Raw genomic sequence first — 17,881 nt, 5'->3', positions numbered from 1 at the left:
AAGCGGGTTGCGTTAGCGGTACTTGTCCATGGCGGCCAGTTGCTGTAGCGCGGCCTGGATTTTGGTTGTCGCGGCTTCGTCCAGTTCGTTGTTTTTATAGACTTTGTCGAGCAAGCCTTCCTCAACCAGCGCATCCTTGATCCAGCGTTTGGCAAAGGCATAGTTGCCGGAAATTTTCGCGACTTCGCCGGTTTTCGGATTTTTGACGCTGTCGGCAGTGGCGGTCGGTGCGGCGGCAGGGGTTGGCGCGGCCGGCTTGGCGGCGGTTTTGCGGGTGGAAGGGCGGGGTGTCGCGGGTTTTGCGGCGGGGGCTGGCGGCGGGGGTGTCGGTTCGGCTTGACTGGCCGTGGGTTCCGGCGCCGGCGTTATTGCCGCTTCCGGTTTGGCGGCGCCCGGCTTAGGCTTTTTATCGCCCATGACCACAAAAACGACGTAAGCGACGAATATCGTGGTCGCGATGAATAACAGTTCGGCCATAACCCTTCCCCTTTGTAAATATTATTTTTTGGTTTAAGAACAATGTGATGACAATTGTAGACGCCGGCCGCGAATATACCAGAGGCGGACGAAGCGGTAAATACGGGCGATTTTCCCGGCGGGTAACTCGGCTTATTTCACCGGCGTTTGACCGGTGTGGCCGTTCAGCAAGATCGCGATCGACACTTTATGGCTATCCAGAAGATTGATGTCGGGCTTGCCGAAGGCGTAGCCCTGGCCGAAATTGACGCCGATTTCCTTGAGCTTGAGCGCGGTGCTGGCCGATTCGACGAATTCCGCGATGGTTTTTTTGCCCAATTTGGCGGCGATTTCGACCATGGATTTCACCAAAATCTGATCGGTTTCGTTTTCCAGAAGGTTTCGGATGAACTGGCCGTCGATTTTGACGTAATCGACCGGAAAGGTTTTCAGGTAATTGAACGAGCAAAAGCCGGCGCCGAAATCGTCGAGCGCGAACTTGCAACCCAGCGCTCGAATTTTGTTGATCATGTGGCGGGTTTTTTCGAAATTGTCGACGGCGGCGGTTTCGGTAATCTCGAAGGTCAGGCGGCCGGCTTCCACCCAGGTCAATTCCAGCTTGTCCCGTATCGTCGGCAGCAGATCGGGATACTGGAAGGCGGTACTGGACAGATTGATCGCCAGCGACACGTAAGACATGTAAGACGGCATCGCCGCCAAAAAATCGATGGCGTGTTCGACGACCCACAGGTCGATCGCGTGGATCAAGCCGGTGCGCTCGGCGACCGGGATAAACTGATCCGGCGTGATCACTTCGTTGTTTTCGCCGCGCATGCGCAGCAACACCTCGTAGTGGGAGATATTGCCGTCGCATAACTGAACGACCGGTTGAAAAACCAGAAACAGGTTGTTTTCGCGCAAGGCCTTGCGGATCAGCGGTACCCAATAGATGTCGCGGCGGCGTTCCTTGACCGAAATATCTTCGCTGTTGTAAAGGCAGACCTTGTCCCGGCCACTGTTTTTGGCATAGTTGCAGGCCTGGCGGGCGTGCAGAATCATCTCGCCGGGATGCACGGCGGCGACCGAATTATCGAGTGCGGCAATGCCGATCGAAACCGATGCGCTGTAACACACTTCGCCGGTAAAAAATCGGAAATTGTCGACCGCGTTCTTGATCGTCTCGGCGAACACTCTGGCTTGTTTTTGGGTTTTGTTTTCCAGGAACAGACAGAATTCGTCGGCGCCGATGCGGGCGAACAAACTGCCCGGCGGCGCCATTTTCCGGACCAGTATGGTCAATTCGACCAACAGACGGTCGCCGACTTCGAAACCCTCCAGCTCGTTGATCAAGCTAAAGCGATCGACGTCGATAAACAGCAGGGCGCCGTCTTTCTGCAGTTTATTGCTGCGGTTCAGGATTAAACGCAGTTGCCGTTCGAAACTGCTCCGGTTAAACAAACCGGTCAATTCGTCGTGGGCGACCAAAAACTTCAATTTGGCGTCGATGATGCTTTTGGCGGCCAGTTCGTTGATCAATTGTTCTTCCTGCTTGAAGCGCAGTAAACGCTCCTGATGGAGGCTAAGCAGAAAGCGGACCGCCAGCAACAATTCCTGGGTGTTGAATGGATTGTTGATTTTGTACACCAGGCAGTTTTCGTACTCCTGAGGGCATGGCGACGCACTACAGTCGGGGTTTTCGTCGTCCAGGATCACGACCGGTATCACCGACGCTTCGTTGGCATTGGCCAAGCTGTGACAGAGATCCGCGGTTTTACAGGCCGGCAATTTGGCGTTCAGCACGATCAGGCCGACGGCTTGCGGCTGGTCGTGGAAGGGTTTGAGAATCTGGTAAATTTGTTCGCCGTTGCTGGCCGAACGGAGGTTTCCGAAGCCTTTGGCCTTGAGGGTGGCGGCGATTTTTTGGGCGGAAACCTCGTCATGCTCGGCAATGATGATAAGTTTTTCCTTGAGCGCGTCACTGGCAATCATCTGTCCATACCGTCCAGGTATTGAAAAAATCTTGAACCATCATAAACCATAGCGTGCGCAGGAATCCAGCAGGGTGAGGATTGAAAAATTATATAAATGGTCTAGGTTTAAACTGAGTGCTTAAAGTCATTTCTATAAAGCTGCGGTTTAGTATAGGTTAAATTTTCATTCCAATAATCCAGATGCAACTTTCTTCGTCGTTGGGTTTAAGCGTTTCGGATTTACTTCGAGGCGACATTCAGTTGGTTTCGCCCCCCAATGTTTATTTTCTGCTTAAAAAAATCATAGACGATCCGCAAAAATCGGCTAGCGATGCGGCCTTCGTTATCGAAGACGACGCGGCTCTGGCGTTGAAGGTTTTGAAGATCGTCAATAGCGCGTTTTACGGGTTTCCGTCGCAAGTCAGTTCGATCGCCAAGGCGATTTCGCTGATCGGCATGCGCGAATTGCAGAACTTGGTGTTGGCGATGGTGGTGGTCGAGAGGTTCTCGGAACTGCCGGGGCAATTGTTGTCGATGCACGACTATTGGGCGCGCAATTTACGTTGCGCGCTGCTGGCGAGAGCGCTCGACAAACTGCTGGGAAAGCGTTACGCCGATACCGCCTTCGTGTGCGGATTGGTCCACAACATCGGCCAACTGGTGTTCTATCGACGAATTCCGGTGCTGGCGCGGGAAGTCGATTTGTTGCTGCAGTCGCAAGCCCAACCGGAAAGCGACGACGAAGTGCGCATCGAGCAAAACGTCATTGGCTTCGATCATTTCCAAGTTGGCGCCGAGCTTTGCCGGCTTTGGAAGCTGCCCGAAGTCATCGTCGAAAGCGTCAGGCTGCATTGCTATCCGGACACACTGGTACCCTGCGCCGACATTGCCGCCATCGTCAGACTGGCGAATCTGCTGTGCCGAATCGAGAATCCCTACGATGCTTTTACTATCGACGCCCTGGGCTTGACGCCCGATCAGCTCAGTGTCGTGTTGGACGACATCAGCATGGAATTCGAAGGCATTTTTAAATTGTTCTATTCCTAAACCCGAAGCGGGCTATCCGAGGTCGCCGCCTTCGGACTTTCCTTCGCCGGAGCCGGCGAGTTTCAGGTTGCAGCGTCGCTATGCCCGGCTTTTCGGTTTCGCTTGGCGGCTGAATCCGGTTATTATCGGGTTTTGGCCGATTTCGAGGGAAATCCATGATGGCTGCGTCAAACAAACTTCGCCGCGCTGGGTTTTGGTGCGCTTGCTTGCTGATGTTGCGGATGATACCCGCGCATGCCGCCGAAACCCGGCCGCCGGCCTGGCCGGAATTTGTCGAAGGCTTTATTGCCGGTTACTTTGAGCAGCAACCCACCTTCGCCGCCGAGGCCGGCCGCCACGAATTCGACGGTCGCTTGCCGGATTGGAGTCCGCAAGGTTTGCGCGATACCGAACGCTGGCTGGAAGCGCAGCGGATGTTGGCGCTGGCCTATCCGGACCAAGCCTTGACGCCGGCGCAACGTTTCGAGCGCGACTATTTGCTAGCGACCGTGGCCAAGGAATTGTTCTGGCGGCAAGTCGCGCGGCGGCCGTTCAAAAGCCCGCAGTTTTATGCCGGCGCCTTGGACCCGAATCTTTACATCAGCCGGCCTTATGCACCGTTGGCCGAGCGGATGCGGGCGTTCATTGCTTACGCCGGCAACGTGCCGCGCGCCGCTGCCCAAATCCGCGCCAATCTGGAATTGCCGCTGCCGCGCACCTACCTCGACATCGGCAAAACCGTATTCGGCGGCCTGGCCAAATTTTACGAAGCCGAGGCCAAGGCCGCGTTTGCCGATGTCGCCGATCCGGAATTGCAACGGGCGTTTGTAGAAAAAGTCGGTCCGGCGGCACAGGCGCTGCGCGAGTTGGTGGATTGGCTGGAGCAACAAAGGCCGACGGCGACCGACGCATTCGCGCTGGGGGCGGAAACCTTCAGCCGGATGCTGGCCGATACCGAAACCGTCGAGCTGCCGTTGCCGAAGCTGGAGCAAATGGGCCGCGCCGATTTGCAGCGCAATCTGAAAGCATTGGCGCAAGCCTGTCGGCGGTTCGCGCCGCAAGCGACGACGGCCGAGTGCGTGGCGCGGGCGGAGGCGCATAAGCCGGCGGCCGGTCCGGTCGCCGCCGCCGGCGAGCAACTCAAGCACTTGAAAGCCTTCGTCGCCGAGCGGCAATTGCTGACCATCCCCAGCGACGACGAAGCCCATGTCGCGCCGTCGCCGCCTTATGCACGCTGGAATCTGGCTTACATCGACATTCCTGGGCCCTACGAGCACAGCTTGCCGTCGGTGTATTACGTCGCGCCGCCCGATTCGGCCTGGAGCGCCGCCGAGCAGGCCGCCTATCTGCCCGGCCAAGCCAATTTGCTGTTCGTGTCGGCGCACGAGGTCTGGCCCGGCCATTTTCTGCAATTCCTGCACGCCCATCGGGCCGGCTCCAAATTCGGTCAACTATTCGGCAGTTACGCGTTTTCGGAAGGTTGGGCGCATTACGCCGAGGAATTGATGTGGGAAGCCGGCCTGAACGACGGCGATCCGGAAACCCACATCGGCCAGTTGGTCAACGCCTTGCTGCGCGACGTGCGCTTTCTGGCCGCGATCGGCTTGCATACCCAAGGCTGGAGCGTCGAGCAGGCCGAACAAATGTTCCGGGAACAGGCCTTTCGCGATCCGGGCAACGCCCGCCAACAGGCCGCGCGCGGCACCTTCGATCCGGCCTATCTGAACTACACGCTGGGGAAATTGCTGATCCGACAACTGCGCGACGACTGGAGCGCCCGGCGCGGCGGCCGCGCCGCCTGGCGGCAATTTCACGATACGTTTTTAAGCTACGGCTCGCCGCCGATTCCGTTGGTTGCGAAGTCGATGTTGGCCAGCGAGGGGCGTTAACTCGCATCGGAAATGCGGTACGTCCGGCGCGGATCGGCGGATGGCAGGCACTCCCATGCCGTAAAGTCGAGGATTAACCGTTGGTCCCGAGCACGGACTAAGGGCGAACTGGTAAACCGTCCATGGTTCGACAGACTCACCTCGAACGGTTTACGAGTTACCACGAACGTTTACGAGCTACCGCGAACGGTATTTGAGGGCCGATTTAATAATTAATGGCTTTGCCCTCGCGACGGCTGTGTTTACAACAAAGTCGCCGGTCCAGCCGCCGGCGCACGGTTTCGGCGCGCTGCCGATCGCGGCTGAAACCGCGCCTACGCCGATGCGTTTTATTCCGCGCGGCGAAAATCCCGTCATGATCGTTAGGCTATGCCGGTAGGCGGTGGCGGACCTCAAATTGTGTATCGGTTTCGCTGCACCGCACGGGATTTTCGGCCGTCGCCCTCAACAGTGCCTGGACCTTTTTTGCGAGATCAACAAGGCGGTGGCTTCGGCCAAGGCTTTGTCCTTCCGGTTCTTGGAAGGATTCATTTTTTGATCTCAAATTTAAATGCGGTTGAAAATTTGAGGCGACAACTATTCTGACGCGGGCGGTCAGTTGAACAGCCTGTCCCACATTCCATCGACCTTTTTAATGACGTCCTCGCGCATCACGATAGGCCTGCCCCACTCGCGTTGAGTTTCGCCGGGCCATTTGTTGGTGGCGTCGAAGCCGACTTTCGAGCCTAGACCGGACACCGGCGAGGCAAAATCCAGGTAATCGATCGGCGTGTTTTCCAGGATCGTCAAATCGCGGGCCGGGTCCATGCGGGTGGTGATGGCCCAAATCACGTCTTGCCAGTTGCGCACATCCACGTCGTCGTCAACCACGATGACGAACTTGGTGTACATGAATTGCCGCAGATAGGACCAGGTGCCGAGCATGACTCGCTTGGCGTGGCCGGCGTATTGCTTTTTCATGCTGATTACCGCCATCCGGTACGAGCAGCCTTCCGGCGGCAAGTAGAAATCGACGATTTCCGGAAACTGCTTTTGCAGAATCGGCACGAACACCTCGTTCAAGGCCACGCCGAGAATCGCCGGCTCGTCAGGCGGTCGGCCGGTGTAGGTGCTGTGGTAGATCGGCACTTGGCGCTGGGTGATGCGTTCGATAGTGAACACCGGGAATTCGTCGACTTCGTTGTAATAACCGGTGTGGTCGCCGTAGGGGCCTTCCGGCGCGGTTTCGCCGGGATAGATAAAACCTTCCAGCACGATTTCGGCGCTGGCCGGCACTTGCAAATCGTTGCTCAGGCATTTGGCGACTTCGGTTTTGGCGCCGCGCAATAGGCCGGCGAACGCGTATTCGGACAGGGGGTCCGGTACCGGCGTCACCGCCGCCAGGATCGTCGCCGGATCGGCGCCCAAGGCCACCGCCACCGGAAACGGCTCGCCGGGCCGCTGTTGCTGCCATTCTTTGAAATCCAACGCGCCGCCGCGATGCGCCAGCCAACGCATGATGACTTTGTTTTTGCCTATCACCTGCTGGCGGTAAATGCCCAGATTCTGGCGTTCCTTGTTCGGCCCCTTGGTAATCACCAGCGGCCAGGTAATCAATGGCGCGGCGTCTTCCGGCCAGCAGGTCTGGATCGGATAATCGGCCAGATCGACCTCGGCGCCGATCCGGATCACTTCCTGGCACGGCGGGTTGCTGACGATTTTAGGCGCCATATTCAGCACTTGTTTGAACACCGGCAGTTTTTCGAAGGCATCCTTCATGCCCTTGGGCGGCTCGGGTTCCTTTAAATACGCCAGGAGTTCGCCGATGCCGCGCAGTTCGGATATATCGGTGGCGCCCATGCCCATCGCCACCCGCTTGGTGGTGCCGAACAAATTGCCGAGCACGGCGATATTGGAGCCCTTGACGTTTTCGAACAGCAAGGCCGGGCCGCCTTGCTTCAGCACCCGGTCGCAGATTACCGTCATCTCCAAGTAAGGATCGACCTCGATTTTGACGCGTTTCAGTTCGCCTTGTTTTTCCAGTTGGGCGATAAAGTCTCTTAAGTCTTTGTATTTCATCGGATGGTGGGTGGTCAGTGGGGCAGGGCACGCGGTGGTCTTAAGACCGAACAAGCGACGGTTCCAGGCTAATCGGCGACCAGTTTGCCCGCTTTGCCGGGGGAATTGCAAGGCGAGCCGGGCGCCCGAGCGGCGAGCGTTTAAATGCGGTCGGCGTCGTTAGCCTTTGGCGCGGATAGCCGGGTACCGAACAGGTAGTCGCACCCCGGCCAGGTCACGCACCAGTTGCCGGGTTTGTTTAAGGTATGGTGGTCGTAATGCCAGCGCAAATGGCGTTGGCCCCAAGCCGGGTCTAAATGGGCCTTGCGGTGGCGGGTGTAATAAATCAGTAGCGAAAAATACAGGCCGCACGGAAAGCCGGGCCAGATCGCCAGCAACGGCGCGTGCAGCGCGGCGATGCCGGCCAATACCGCTAGTTCCTTGGTCTGCGCGTTCCACGCGTTCAAGCGGATTTTCGCGTAACCCGGATCGTACATCGCGTGTTCGGCGCAGGTCGCGTGGTGCCCGTGCCAGTGATAGGCCCAAAAGCTGTTTTGGCGCTTGCCCAGGCCGTGCAGGATAAATTTATGCATCAACCATTCGCCGAGATTGGCGTAACAGAGCGCTAGAACAAACTGGACGGCAAACATCATCGGTAATCCTGTTCGATTGGGGGAGACGCTTTGGAGGTGACAGTGGCGACTTGGACTGGCGTGTCGATGTTCGATTTCTTGTCGGCTGCCCCCTCATCAGGCTCGGTTTTGTGTGGCGGCGCGGCCTGTTGAAGGCTGAGCGTATTGTAACTATTCAGCGCGAAGTAAAAACGCCCTCTCCCGGCGGAACGGGGGATGAATTCCTCAATGTCAGCTATGCCGTTCACTGAGCGGCGTCGAAGCGAAATCGCTGGCTTCGGCTCCGCTCAGCCAACGCCTCATTTCGGCTCAGCCAACGGCTTATTTCGGTTCGGCCAGCGCCTTATTTCGGCTGGGCCAAAGCCTCATTTCAGCTCCGTTCAGCCAGCGGCTTACATTGACTGCAACCGTTTAACTTGGCGCCGTTGGTCATCACTTCCCCCCAAAACGCCTATGACTAGTTACAGTGTATTTATATAAAAAAGCTATCGACTCTATAAAAACAATCGATTTTATTTATATAAAAATCTTCTCCAGAATAGCGACCAAGCCGGACGAACCGGGCGAGATATCGCCGCCGGCCTTATCAAACACCTATCAGGAGAACAGCCATGAACACCAGCAAAACCATTAAGATCGCCGCCGTTATCGCCACCGTATTGATGGCCGCCAACGTACGCGCGCACGGCGACCGAATTGAAGACAATAGCGGGGAAGCTAAAACCGCTATCGCCGAAGTGGTCTACGACAATCCGGCCTATAGCCGGGGCATACACAGCTACCCGAACCCGATCGCGGAGCATCCGATGGGCAAAGCGCGGGCGATCTACGTCGATAAAGCATACGGCCAAGCTATTTATAGCTATCCGGGCAACTGGCGTTGATCGCAACAGCGCCGGGCGGCGCTTAATGGGTAATGCGGTAAAGCTGTCCGGCGCGCTCCAGGATGGCGGTGAGGTCTTCGGCCGCCATCGGTTTGCCGAACAAGTAGCCTTGGGCTTCGTCGCAATCGTTTTGCATCAGGTATTGGGCTTGTTGCTCGGTCTCCACGCCTTCGGCGATGACCTTGAACTTGAGGATGCGGGCGATCGAAATAATCACCAGCACGATGGCGGCCGCGTCGGCGTCGTGCATGATGTTGGCTACGAAGGAGCGGTCGATTTTCAACTTGTCGAAGGCAAAGTGCTTCAGTTGGTTCAAGCTGGAATAGCCGGTGCCGAAGTCGTCTATCGAGATTTGCATGCCGGCTTCGCGCAGTCGAGCCAGAATCTCGCGCTTTTTTTCCGGGTGGCGGATGAACAGACTCTCGGTCAATTCCAACTCGACGTATTGTGGCGGCAGGCCGGTATCGGCGACGATCGCGGTCACCTGATCGGCGAAATCCTCGTGATCCAACTGGCGTGCCGAGACGTTGACTGCAACGCTGAACGGCGGATAGCCGGTTTGCTGCCACAAACGGTTTTGCCGGCAGGCTTCGCGTAACACCCAGGCGCCTATCGTTTCGATCAGACCGATTTCCTCGGCCACCGGGATGAAGGCATCCGGCGGCACCAAGCCTAGTGTCGGATGCTGCCAACGGATCAACGCTTCGGCACCGATGATACGGCCGGAATTCAGATCGATTTGCGGTTGGTAGTGCAGAAAGAATTCGTCGCGTTGCAAAGCCCGGCGCAAATCGCTTTCCAACCGCAGTTTCGACGATACCGCGAATTCCATGCTGTCTTCGTAAAAACAAAAAGTGTTGCCCTGTTCCTTGGCGCGGTACATCGCGGTGTCGGCGTGTTTGATCAACAAACCGCTGTCGATGCCGTCGGCCGGAAACAAGGAGATGCCGATGCTGCAACTGATATAGAACTCTTGCTCCATCAGCAGGAAGGGCTTGGCGATGGTGTTGCAGATTTTGTCGGCGACCGCCGCCGCGACCTGGGCGTTGCCGATTTTTTCCAACAGTAGAATGAATTCGTCGCCGCCGAAGCGGGAGACCATGTCTTCCTTGCGCACGCAGCTCTGGATGCGCTCGGCGGCGGCTTTCAACAATTGGTCGCCGACATCGTGGCCCATCGTGTCGTTGGTGAGCTTGAAGCGGTCCAAATCCAGAAATAACACCGCGTGCAATTGCGGGTGGATGCCGTCGGCCTGGATGACCGCGTTCAGTTTGTCCATGAACTGGGCACGGTTGGCCAGATTGGTCAATGGGTCGTGATAAGCCAGACGGTTCAGCGTGCGTTGGCTGCGGCTGGCATCCAGCAAGTGGGCGATGCGTTTACGCAACACCGTGAAATGGATCGGCTTGGGAATGTAGTCGTTGGCGCCTATCGAGAAGGCCAACTCCACCGAATGTTCGTTTTCCAGCGCGGTGATCATCAAAATCGGCACTTCGGCGCCGTTCGGCAGCGCCCGGATTTTTTGGCAGGCTTCGAAGCCGTCCATCTCCGGCATTAGCGCATCCATCAGGATCAGATCGGCCATTTGCTGTTGACAAATAGCGACGGCTTGCTGACCAGTGCCGGTCAGGTCGACGATGTAGCCGTCCTTTTCCAGAATATCCTGCAACGCAAAGCGCATCGCGCGGTCGTCGTCGGCCACCAGAATGCGCGGACCTTGCGGCGCGGGCGCGGCGTCGGCGATCGTTTCGGTGCCGATTTCGCGTAGCAGCAATTGTTCGATGAATTGATATTCCTCACGCAATTGGCGCAGCAGCGCTTCGCTGTTTTCAAGACTATGCTGCTCTCCGGCATCTTCCAGCTGCTTGGCGACGGCCGCCAGCTTATCGGCGCCGAGGTTGCGGCTGGCGCCTTTCAGGCTATGGGCGAGTTCGCGAACCTGTCGTGCGTCGTTGGTCGTCAAGGCCAAAGCCAATTGTTGGATTTGGACCGGCGAATCTTCCAGATAAAACCGCACCATCCGCTCGAAACCTTGACCGATTTCGTCGCGCAATTGGCGCAAGACCTGGTCGTCCAAGGTGTTGGGCGTCGCGTTGGCGCGGATATTGGGCGTCGCCGCGACAGGGGCGTTCTCCAGCCAGTGCAGCAGCTTTTCGCGCAACGGCGCCAATTTGATCGGCTTGGCCAGGTAATCGTCCATACCGGCGGCCTGGCACAAGTCGCTGTCGCCTTGTCGGGCGTTGGCGGTCATCGCCACGATCGGAATGCGCGCCAGTGGCTCCGGCAACAGCCGGATGCGGCGAGTGGCTTCGAAACCGTCCATGTTCGGCATGTGGCAATCCATCAAGACCAGGTCGAAGGGTTTGCGCGCCAGCCATTCCAAGGCTTCGTTGCCGGACGCGGCGATTTCGTACGCGCAGCCCAGCCGCTCCAGCATGCCGGCCGCCACCATCTGACTGGCGCGGTTATCCTCGACGATCAGGATTACGCGGCCCAACTCGGCCGAGTACGGCGTTTCGGAGATGGCTTCGACCGGTGCGGACTCCCGGTAATCCTGGCCGACGGTCAGAATGAAGTCGTATAACTTGGAGACCTGTACCGGTTTGGTCAGATTGGCGGCCACGTTGGGCAGGCGGGACTGGCCGGCGGTGTTGCCCGGATTGGACAGCAGGATGATTTTCAGGTCGGCCAGCGCCGGATCGTGAGCGATCAAATCCAGCCAACTCAGGTCGCCGGCGTCTTTCAGATCGACGATCGCGAATTGGTACGCCTGGTCCTGTTCGCGCGCCGAGCGCAGCATGTCGACCGCGCGAATGCCGTATTCGCTGTGGCGGTAATGGATTTGCCAATGTTCCAGGGTCTGGGTCAGGAATTGGCGCATCTTGGCGTTTTCGGAAATTACCAGGACGCGCAAATTGGCGAAATAAGCCTGGCGGGCTTCCGACAATGCTTGAGTGCCGCGCGGCGCCTCGAAGGGCACGGTAAACCAGAAGGTGCTGCCGCCGCCGGGCTGACTGACGACGCCGATCTTGCCGCCCATCAGATTGACCAGTTGCCGACAGATCGCCAGGCCCAGGCCGGCGCCTTCGTGGTGGCGAGTGCTGGAGCCGTCGGCCTGTACAAAGGCGTCGAAGATGGTTAACTGGGCGGCGGCGGAAATGCCGATGCCGGTGTCGCTGACCTCGAAGCGCAGCAGATGCAGGTCGGCGCTGGCGCTTTCCACGCTCACCCGAATCGAGATTGCGCCTTGCTCGGTAAATTTCAGCGCGTTCCCGACCAGATTGATCAGCACTTGCCGGACCCTGGAGGCCTCGCCGTTCATCACCAACGGGATTTCGTCGGCGACGGCGTAATGGAGTTGCAGGTTTTTGCGGTGAGCTTGGCCGGCCATCAATTCGACGACTTCGTCCAACGTTTCGTAAAGTACGAAATCCACCGGCTGACGTTTCAACATACCGGCTTCGATCCGGGAAAAGTCGAGGATGTCCTCGATCAATTTCAACAATGCTTCGCCGGCGTTGCGGGCGATCATCGAATATTCGAGTTGCTTGGGCGTCAGGCCCATGTCCTGCAATAGTTCCAACATGCCCAGCACGGCGTTCAGCGGCGTGCGCAATTCGTGGCTGACGTTGGCGGCGAATTCGCCTTTCAATCTCGCCGATTCCAGTGCGGTGTCGCGGGCGCGTTCCAACTGCTTTTCGCGGGTTTCCAATACTTCCATCATCGTATTGAAGGCGCTACCCATATCGGTGATGTCGCGCGGGCCCTGTAATTTGGCTCGGACGTTTTTCGCGCCGGCCGATGCCTTGCCCATTTGCTTGGCCAGCAGTTGGATCGGCAGGGTCAGGCGGCGGGTCATCGCCAGCAGGAACACGAAAAACAGCATGGCCGCGCCGCCCGAGACCAGCAGCGTCGCCCAGAGTATCTGTTTTTTCATCACGTTCAGCGAGTGTTTGCCCTGGGCCAAACGCACGTAACCGATCAACTCCGGTTCGGCCTGGGCCTCGAACGGCGACGCGTCCTGGTCGCCGCCGCGCGCGAACACCGGTGCCACGAAATACCAGGCTTGATCGGTTTCCTGGACCAGACGCAGGTCGTCCGGCCAGCCGGATGCGTCGCCGCCGTCGGGCAGCGTGGTGTCGCCGCGCTCGAACAAGGCTTGCCGGGCGGCGTTGAAAATCGCAACCCCGCGCACGTCCGGGAAGGACAGAAATCGCCGGGCCGGTTCCTCGGCGTTTTCCTTGCTGGCGTAGAGCAAGGCCAGCGCGCTTTGGGCGGCGAAGGCTTCGGTGGATTGGCGGCCCTGGGCGATCCATTGATCGCGAACGATGCGGTAGGACAGGGTCGAAATGCCGAACGAGGACAGTAGCGAGATTGCCAGCAGCCCGACGGTAAAGGTGACCGTCAGTTGTTGTAAAAAACTCGCTCCCCGCAGGCGTGGCCTCGATCGCTGCTTCATTCGGGCTTAGGGGGTTGGGAAAACCATGGCGAATTCGCGGCGGGTTTGACTGGAAAAACGCAGGCCTAAATGTTCGGCGGTCCGTAAGTTGACGGCGACCAGCAAATCCCGCAGCAATTTGACCGACTCGAATTTGCCGCCGGGCCTGGCTTGTTGCAAGGCCAAGCTGGCCAAGCTGCGGCCCATGCCGAAATTGTCCGGATACAACGAAAACAACGCGCCTTTGCGGACATGGTCGAGATTGCTGGAGAACACCACGAAGTTTTTCTCCCAGGCTTCCCGGAGCACTTCGGGCAACAGCGATTGTTCGTCCATCGCCGCGTTTTCGCGCGGTAGCCACAACGCGATCGAGTTGTCTTTGATTTCCAGCAGGATCTGCCGGAACAGGTCCGAGGAATCGCGTAGGTTGCCGGTCGGTTGGGCCGTCAGGATCAAGTCCCTCTCCTTGGCGGCACGTTCGGCGTGTTCGATTTCCCAGGCGGTTTGGCGGGGATCGTAAATCACGGTGACTTTTTTGATGTCCGGCACCAATTTTTTCAAATGGTCGAACATCGCTTCCGGGGCCGGCGTCAGACTGATGCCGGCCAAGCCTTGCGGTACCTCGTCCGGGCGGATCATGGTCGCGCCGATCACGACCGGAAAAGCCGCCGAGAGCGGCTTGGCCACCGCCAGTCCGGCGCGGCCCAGCGTGACGACCACGTCGATCCGGTCGTTTTTCAGGGCGCCGATCAAGCGATCGGCGGCGGTCGAGTCGCGGTCGTTGAGCAGATAGTGGCCGACCGGTTTGCCCAGTTCCTCCTCCATACCGCGGGCGATTTCCAAAAACACCGAGCGGTAAGGTTCGCGGACATCCGGATAAACGATTGCTACCGTCGGCGTATCGGCTCGCGCGATACCGGCCATCGCCGACAAAAAGACTGCCAACAGCAGCGTGAAAATCAAACGACCGAACAAAATAACTCCTGAATAATGCGTGAATGAGCCAGTCGCGGCGACAATTCGTCGGCTAAAAGTTAACGCTGATTTCCCCGTAAAAACTGCGGGTCGCCAGCGGTAAATCGTTGGGGATGGCGGTCGGGCTGCCAACCAAGCTGGGTTCGCGGGCGCTGACGTCAAATAGGTTGCGAACCGAGAACGCCACTTCGACATGTTTGGCCAGATTTTGCCGGCGTAGGGTCAAGTCGACCCAAGTATAGTCGGCTACCGGCTCGCGTGTGTCGCCGTAGCTGCGTTCGCGGCCGACAATCCACTTGGCTTGCGGGCTGAGCGACCAGTCAGGCAGGAATTCCCAATTGGCGCGCAAATAAATCTGGTGATGCGGCGCATAGCCGGCATCGTGATTCAGCGCTTCGTCGCGGCTGCGTTGGTAGGCGTAATTGCCGATCAGTTTCAGATTGTCGGCGGCCTGCCATTCCGCTTCGAACTCGGTGCCGTAACCTTGTTGGGTGCCGGTGTTCCGCGCGGTGGACGTCGTCGAGCCGCTGTCCGGCACGAAGCGGATAATATCCTTCCACCAATAGTTGAAGAAGTTCAAGCCCAGGCGCAGGCTGTCGGTCGGTCGGTAGTCGAAACCCAGCTCGAGGTTTTCCATCGTTTCCGGCTTCAAGCGCGGATTGCCGAGCTGCGCCGGGTTGTTGATGATGTACATCTCCTGAAACGACGGCGCGCGGAACGCCGAGCCGTACATCAACTTGGCGGTCAGGTTGTAGTCGGCCTCCCAGATCAACGCGGCGCGCGGATTGAAGGTGTTGCCGAAATCCGAATAGCGGTCGTAGCGGGCGCCGGCGGTCAGCGTCCAGTCGTTGGCGAAATTCCACTGATCCTGCAAAAACAAATAGGCGACCTTGCGGTCGACTTCCGGGATAAAGGTCGACGCGGTGCCCGAAACATCGGTGAGCGGAATGCCCGGTAGCGACGGAATCGGCCGGCCGGTGGTCGGGTCGATACCGAAATTCTGACTGACTTTGGCCCGGAACAGACTGTCGTAATTGAAGCCGATACCGCTGCGCAATAAATGTTGCTGAAAACCGGTGTAAGCAATCGATTGGTTGATGCGAACATGGCGTTCCCAGACTTCCGGGTTGCCGATATAGCCGTTCGGGAAGGTGACCGGCGCGCCGAGGCCGATCTGGCCGTTGCCGCCGATCGGCAACGTGGTGCCGGGCGGAAACAGTGTCAAATTGCGTTCGATTTCCTGGGTGGTTTCGAAATAACTGGCTTGGGTGGTCAGATCCCAGTTATCGATATCGTCGTTATGGTAGGTGACGTCGGCATTCCAGCGGTCGCTGGCGTAGCGGTTGATCGGGTCCAGCGCCTGAGCGACGCCCGAGCCGTTACCGAAATCGCCGCGATGTTGCAGGCCGCCGCGAAACCGCCAATGACCGCGCGATAAATCGATGCGGGCGTCGAGATTGTCGCGCGACATATTGAGCGGTCCCGGTGCCAACGAGGCTTTCGGCCCCAGGCCCAGACTATCGAAATAGCTTTGCAGGTCGGCATCGACGACCGAATCCTGGCCGGCGGTCTTGTGGTATTCCAGCGCCAACGCCACGTCGAAGCCGGCCCATTCGCCGCCGTGCAGCGCCCAGCCGTCGTACGTGTCGAAGCTGCCGACCCGGCCGCCCACCTCTGTGCCCTCGATGTCTTGCCGAGTTTTGGTGATCACGTTGATGACGCCGGCGAAGGCGTCGGCGCCGTACACCGCCGAGCCGGGACCGCGCACCACTTCGATCCGGGCGACGTCGCGCAGCGGCATGCCGCCCCAGGCCTCGCCTCGGCTGCCGGTATAGGAATTGGTGATCGGGATGCCGTTGACCATCATCAGCACTTGCTGATTGAACTGCGAAAAAATGCCGCGAAAGGTGTAAATCGGGTTATAGCCTATGGTGTTGCGCTCCACATGCAAGCCGGGAACCGTTTCCAACGCCTCGTCGATATCGGTCGCGCCAATCGACTTGATGTCTTCCGCGGTGATGACCGTCGCGATTGACGGCGCTTTGGAAATCGGCTGTTTGTAGCCGCTGGCGATGCTGACCATTTCTTCGCCGCCGTAGATTTGCGATAGGGCTTTTTCTTCTTCCTCGGTCGAAACCGGTTGCGCCGAGGGGCTTGCGCTGACGCAAACCGCGGCGAGGAAGAACAGGCGGCGATGCATGGTGGGCTCCTGAATGGATGTCTTGTCTTGATGGCGAAGCTCGGGTCACCGATGGGCCGGGCCGGTTGCGGAGCATACCAAGCTCGGACCATCGATTGCCAGAGATAATTGAAGCGCAGTTTAGTCGGGCTTTGCGGGATGCCAAGTGCGGCGAGGCGATCCGTCGTAAACAATGCCGTCGCACGGCGTAGGGTAGAGCGTGCCGGCCGGGCGTTCGCTGGCTTCGATATAACCCGGCGGCATTCCGGCCAGAAATACCGGAAAGATGAACAAATACAGCTCGCGCGCGCTCATGCCCAGGTCGCTGCCCAAGGCGGCGACCAGCGCGGCGTAATTCATTTTCATCCGCCAGCGGCCGTTCAACAACATTTGCTCGACCGCCAAGGCCAACTTTAGATAAGGGCCTTGGTCCAGGGCCAATGCCTTCGCCAAATCCAACAACGGACCGATGCGTTCGTCGCCGTTGACTAGCGGCCTGCCGTAACCGCCGATGCCGCGGTGGGTGGCCAGTTCCTCGCGAATACAGGTTTCCAGATCGCCGCCCTGTTCGAGTTGGCGTAACGCGCGGCTGAAAAAGTCGATCGATCGTACGAAAATGCCGCCGCCGTATATTTCCGCTTCCGATACCGCCAGGGCCGCCGCCAGACCCAGCGTCCCGGTGCTGCGGGTACTGCCGGCCAAGGCCGCGACCCGATTGTTCCATAGCCGGACATCGGGATAACTGGTGTAAATCCAGATCGCGTGCAGCAATTTCAGTTGGGCTGGGTCGAAGTGGCGGCCGGTGATGCCGAACACGTACAACTCCAGCCAGTCCATGTCTTTTAATTCACTCAGCAAATCGCGGCCGCGAAACACCACGTGGCTGCCGGGGTAAAACTTGCCCATCCGGCTTTTCAAGACGCCTACATGGCGGTCGAGTAATTTTGCGCCCCTCATGCCGCTTGCTCCACCGGTGGCGTTTCCAATTCGACGACGCCGAACGGAAATTTCTTGTAACCCAGCGGCCGTTGTTCCAAGGCATGCGCCGCCGCGCCCGGCAGACGCAACAGCAGATACAGCATTTCGCTTTGTTCCGGGTCGAAACCCAAATCCGCTAGCGCCGCCGCCGCGACACCGGACAGTGCCAAAGGCCGGCCGGCCAGTGCTTGCAGCGCCGCCAGATTTTCGATCAGCCAAGGCAGGCGCGGCCCAACGCCGTATTTCGCCAGGCAGTCCAGGGTTTGCCGTACCGGTAGCGAGGTGCCGGCGCCATGATCGTCGAACCCGGACGGATGCTCGACCGCCGGCCAGACACTGCCCGGATCGGCGGTCAGCGACTCGGTCAGCCAACGCCGCCAGGCGTTCAAATCGGTGCCGCAGCGCAGCCAGCCGTTC

At 58.6% G+C, this 17,881-nt stretch carries 11 protein-coding genes and 1 pseudogene; 3 read left to right on the top strand and 9 right to left on the bottom strand.

Annotation, left to right across the window (positions count from 1 at the left end):
- Window positions 1-12: 12 nt before the first annotated feature.
- The gene (locus tag BJL95_RS00840) at window positions 13-477 is read right to left on the bottom strand and encodes a hypothetical protein (protein ID WP_071154908.1); all 465 of its coding nucleotides are present in this window, start codon (window positions 475-477) and stop codon (window positions 13-15) included.
- Window positions 478-609: 132 nt separating this feature from the next.
- Window positions 610-2,445 (bottom strand): EAL domain-containing protein, encoded by a 1,836-nt coding sequence (locus tag BJL95_RS00835; protein WP_064031611.1) that lies wholly within the window; start codon window positions 2,443-2,445, stop codon window positions 610-612.
- 182 nt (window positions 2,446-2,627) lie between these two features.
- Between BJL95_RS00835 and BJL95_RS00830 the strand changes: the two genes are divergently transcribed.
- Together BJL95_RS00830 and BJL95_RS00825 are read left to right on the top strand one after the other, a co-directional pair.
- Window positions 2,628-3,473: an HDOD domain-containing protein gene (locus tag BJL95_RS00830; protein WP_071154907.1), complete on the top strand. Its 846-nt coding sequence runs from the start codon at window positions 2,628-2,630 to the stop codon at window positions 3,471-3,473.
- A 158-nt stretch (window positions 3,474-3,631) separates the two neighbouring features.
- Entirely contained in the window at window positions 3,632-5,341 is a 1,710-nt protein-coding gene (locus BJL95_RS00825) for a DUF885 domain-containing protein (RefSeq protein WP_071154991.1), read from the top strand.
- A 594-nt stretch (window positions 5,342-5,935) separates the two neighbouring features.
- Here BJL95_RS00825 and ubiD read toward each other — a convergent pair.
- On the bottom strand, window positions 5,936-7,399 hold the full coding sequence (ubiD, locus tag BJL95_RS00820; protein ID WP_071154906.1) for a 4-hydroxy-3-polyprenylbenzoate decarboxylase: 1,464 nt from the start codon (window positions 7,397-7,399) through the stop codon (window positions 5,936-5,938).
- A gap of 140 nt (window positions 7,400-7,539) precedes the next feature.
- Complete coding sequence (locus BJL95_RS00815) at window positions 7,540-8,031, bottom strand: sterol desaturase family protein (protein ID WP_071154905.1); 492 nt, start codon at window positions 8,029-8,031, stop codon at window positions 7,540-7,542.
- Between the two features lie 590 nt (window positions 8,032-8,621).
- Here BJL95_RS00815 and BJL95_RS00805 point away from each other — a divergent pair.
- Window positions 8,622-8,894: a hypothetical protein gene (locus tag BJL95_RS00805; protein WP_071154903.1), complete on the top strand. Its 273-nt coding sequence runs from the start codon at window positions 8,622-8,624 to the stop codon at window positions 8,892-8,894.
- 22 nt (window positions 8,895-8,916) lie between these two features.
- On the opposite strand, the gene BJL95_RS00800 is transcribed toward BJL95_RS00805, so the two are convergent.
- The 5 genes and pseudogenes from BJL95_RS00800 to BJL95_RS00780 all read right to left on the bottom strand — a co-directional run.
- Complete coding sequence (locus tag BJL95_RS00800) at window positions 8,917-13,353, bottom strand: EAL domain-containing protein (protein WP_071154902.1); 4,437 nt, start codon at window positions 13,351-13,353, stop codon at window positions 8,917-8,919.
- A gap of 6 nt (window positions 13,354-13,359) precedes the next feature.
- Complete coding sequence (locus tag BJL95_RS00795; RefSeq protein WP_071154901.1) at window positions 13,360-14,307, bottom strand: ABC transporter substrate-binding protein; 948 nt, start codon at window positions 14,305-14,307, stop codon at window positions 13,360-13,362.
- A 52-nt stretch (window positions 14,308-14,359) separates the two neighbouring features.
- Window positions 14,360-16,507 carry a TonB-dependent siderophore receptor gene (locus BJL95_RS00790; RefSeq protein WP_071154900.1) on the bottom strand — a complete coding sequence of 716 codons (2,148 nt, stop codon included), beginning with the start codon at window positions 16,505-16,507 and terminating at the stop codon, window positions 14,360-14,362.
- Window positions 16,508-16,627: 120 nt separating this feature from the next.
- Complete coding sequence (locus tag BJL95_RS00785) at window positions 16,628-17,443, bottom strand: citryl-CoA lyase (protein WP_071154899.1); 816 nt, start codon at window positions 17,441-17,443, stop codon at window positions 16,628-16,630.
- A pseudogene (locus BJL95_RS00780) lies at window positions 17,440-17,881 on the bottom strand (citryl-CoA lyase); the annotation flags it as partial. The pseudogene BJL95_RS00780 and the gene BJL95_RS00785, both read right to left, overlap by 4 nt.

The organism is Methylomonas sp. LWB (genome assembly GCF_001856095.1).
Lineage (GTDB): Bacteria > Pseudomonadota > Gammaproteobacteria > Methylococcales > Methylomonadaceae > Methylomonas > Methylomonas koyamae_A.
The sequence above is the reverse complement of the archived record's forward strand: the minus strand, read 5'-3'. Positions and strand labels throughout refer to the sequence as shown.

What these genes read in the sequence shown, in the direction of transcription:
- BJL95_RS00840 (WP_071154908.1), bottom strand. Translation starts at nt 477, where the DNA reads ATGGCCGAACTGTTATTCATCGCGACCACGATATTCGTCGCTTACGTC.
- BJL95_RS00835 (WP_064031611.1), bottom strand. Translation starts at nt 2,445, where the DNA reads ATGATTGCCAGTGACGCGCTCAAGGAAAAACTTATCATCATTGCCGAG.
- BJL95_RS00830 (WP_071154907.1), top strand. Translation starts at nt 2,628, where the DNA reads ATGCAACTTTCTTCGTCGTTGGGTTTAAGCGTTTCGGATTTACTTCGA.
- BJL95_RS00825 (WP_071154991.1), top strand. Translation starts at nt 3,632, where the DNA reads ATGGCTGCGTCAAACAAACTTCGCCGCGCTGGGTTTTGGTGCGCTTGC.
- ubiD (WP_071154906.1), bottom strand. Translation starts at nt 7,399, where the DNA reads ATGAAATACAAAGACTTAAGAGACTTTATCGCCCAACTGGAAAAACAA.
- BJL95_RS00815 (WP_071154905.1), bottom strand. Translation starts at nt 8,031, where the DNA reads ATGATGTTTGCCGTCCAGTTTGTTCTAGCGCTCTGTTACGCCAATCTC.
- BJL95_RS00805 (WP_071154903.1), top strand. Translation starts at nt 8,622, where the DNA reads ATGAACACCAGCAAAACCATTAAGATCGCCGCCGTTATCGCCACCGTA.
- BJL95_RS00800 (WP_071154902.1), bottom strand. Translation starts at nt 13,353, where the DNA reads ATGAAGCAGCGATCGAGGCCACGCCTGCGGGGAGCGAGTTTTTTACAA.
- BJL95_RS00790 (WP_071154900.1), bottom strand. Translation starts at nt 16,507, where the DNA reads ATGCATCGCCGCCTGTTCTTCCTCGCCGCGGTTTGCGTCAGCGCAAGC.
- BJL95_RS00785 (WP_071154899.1), bottom strand. Translation starts at nt 17,443, where the DNA reads ATGAGGGGCGCAAAATTACTCGACCGCCATGTAGGCGTCTTGAAAAGC.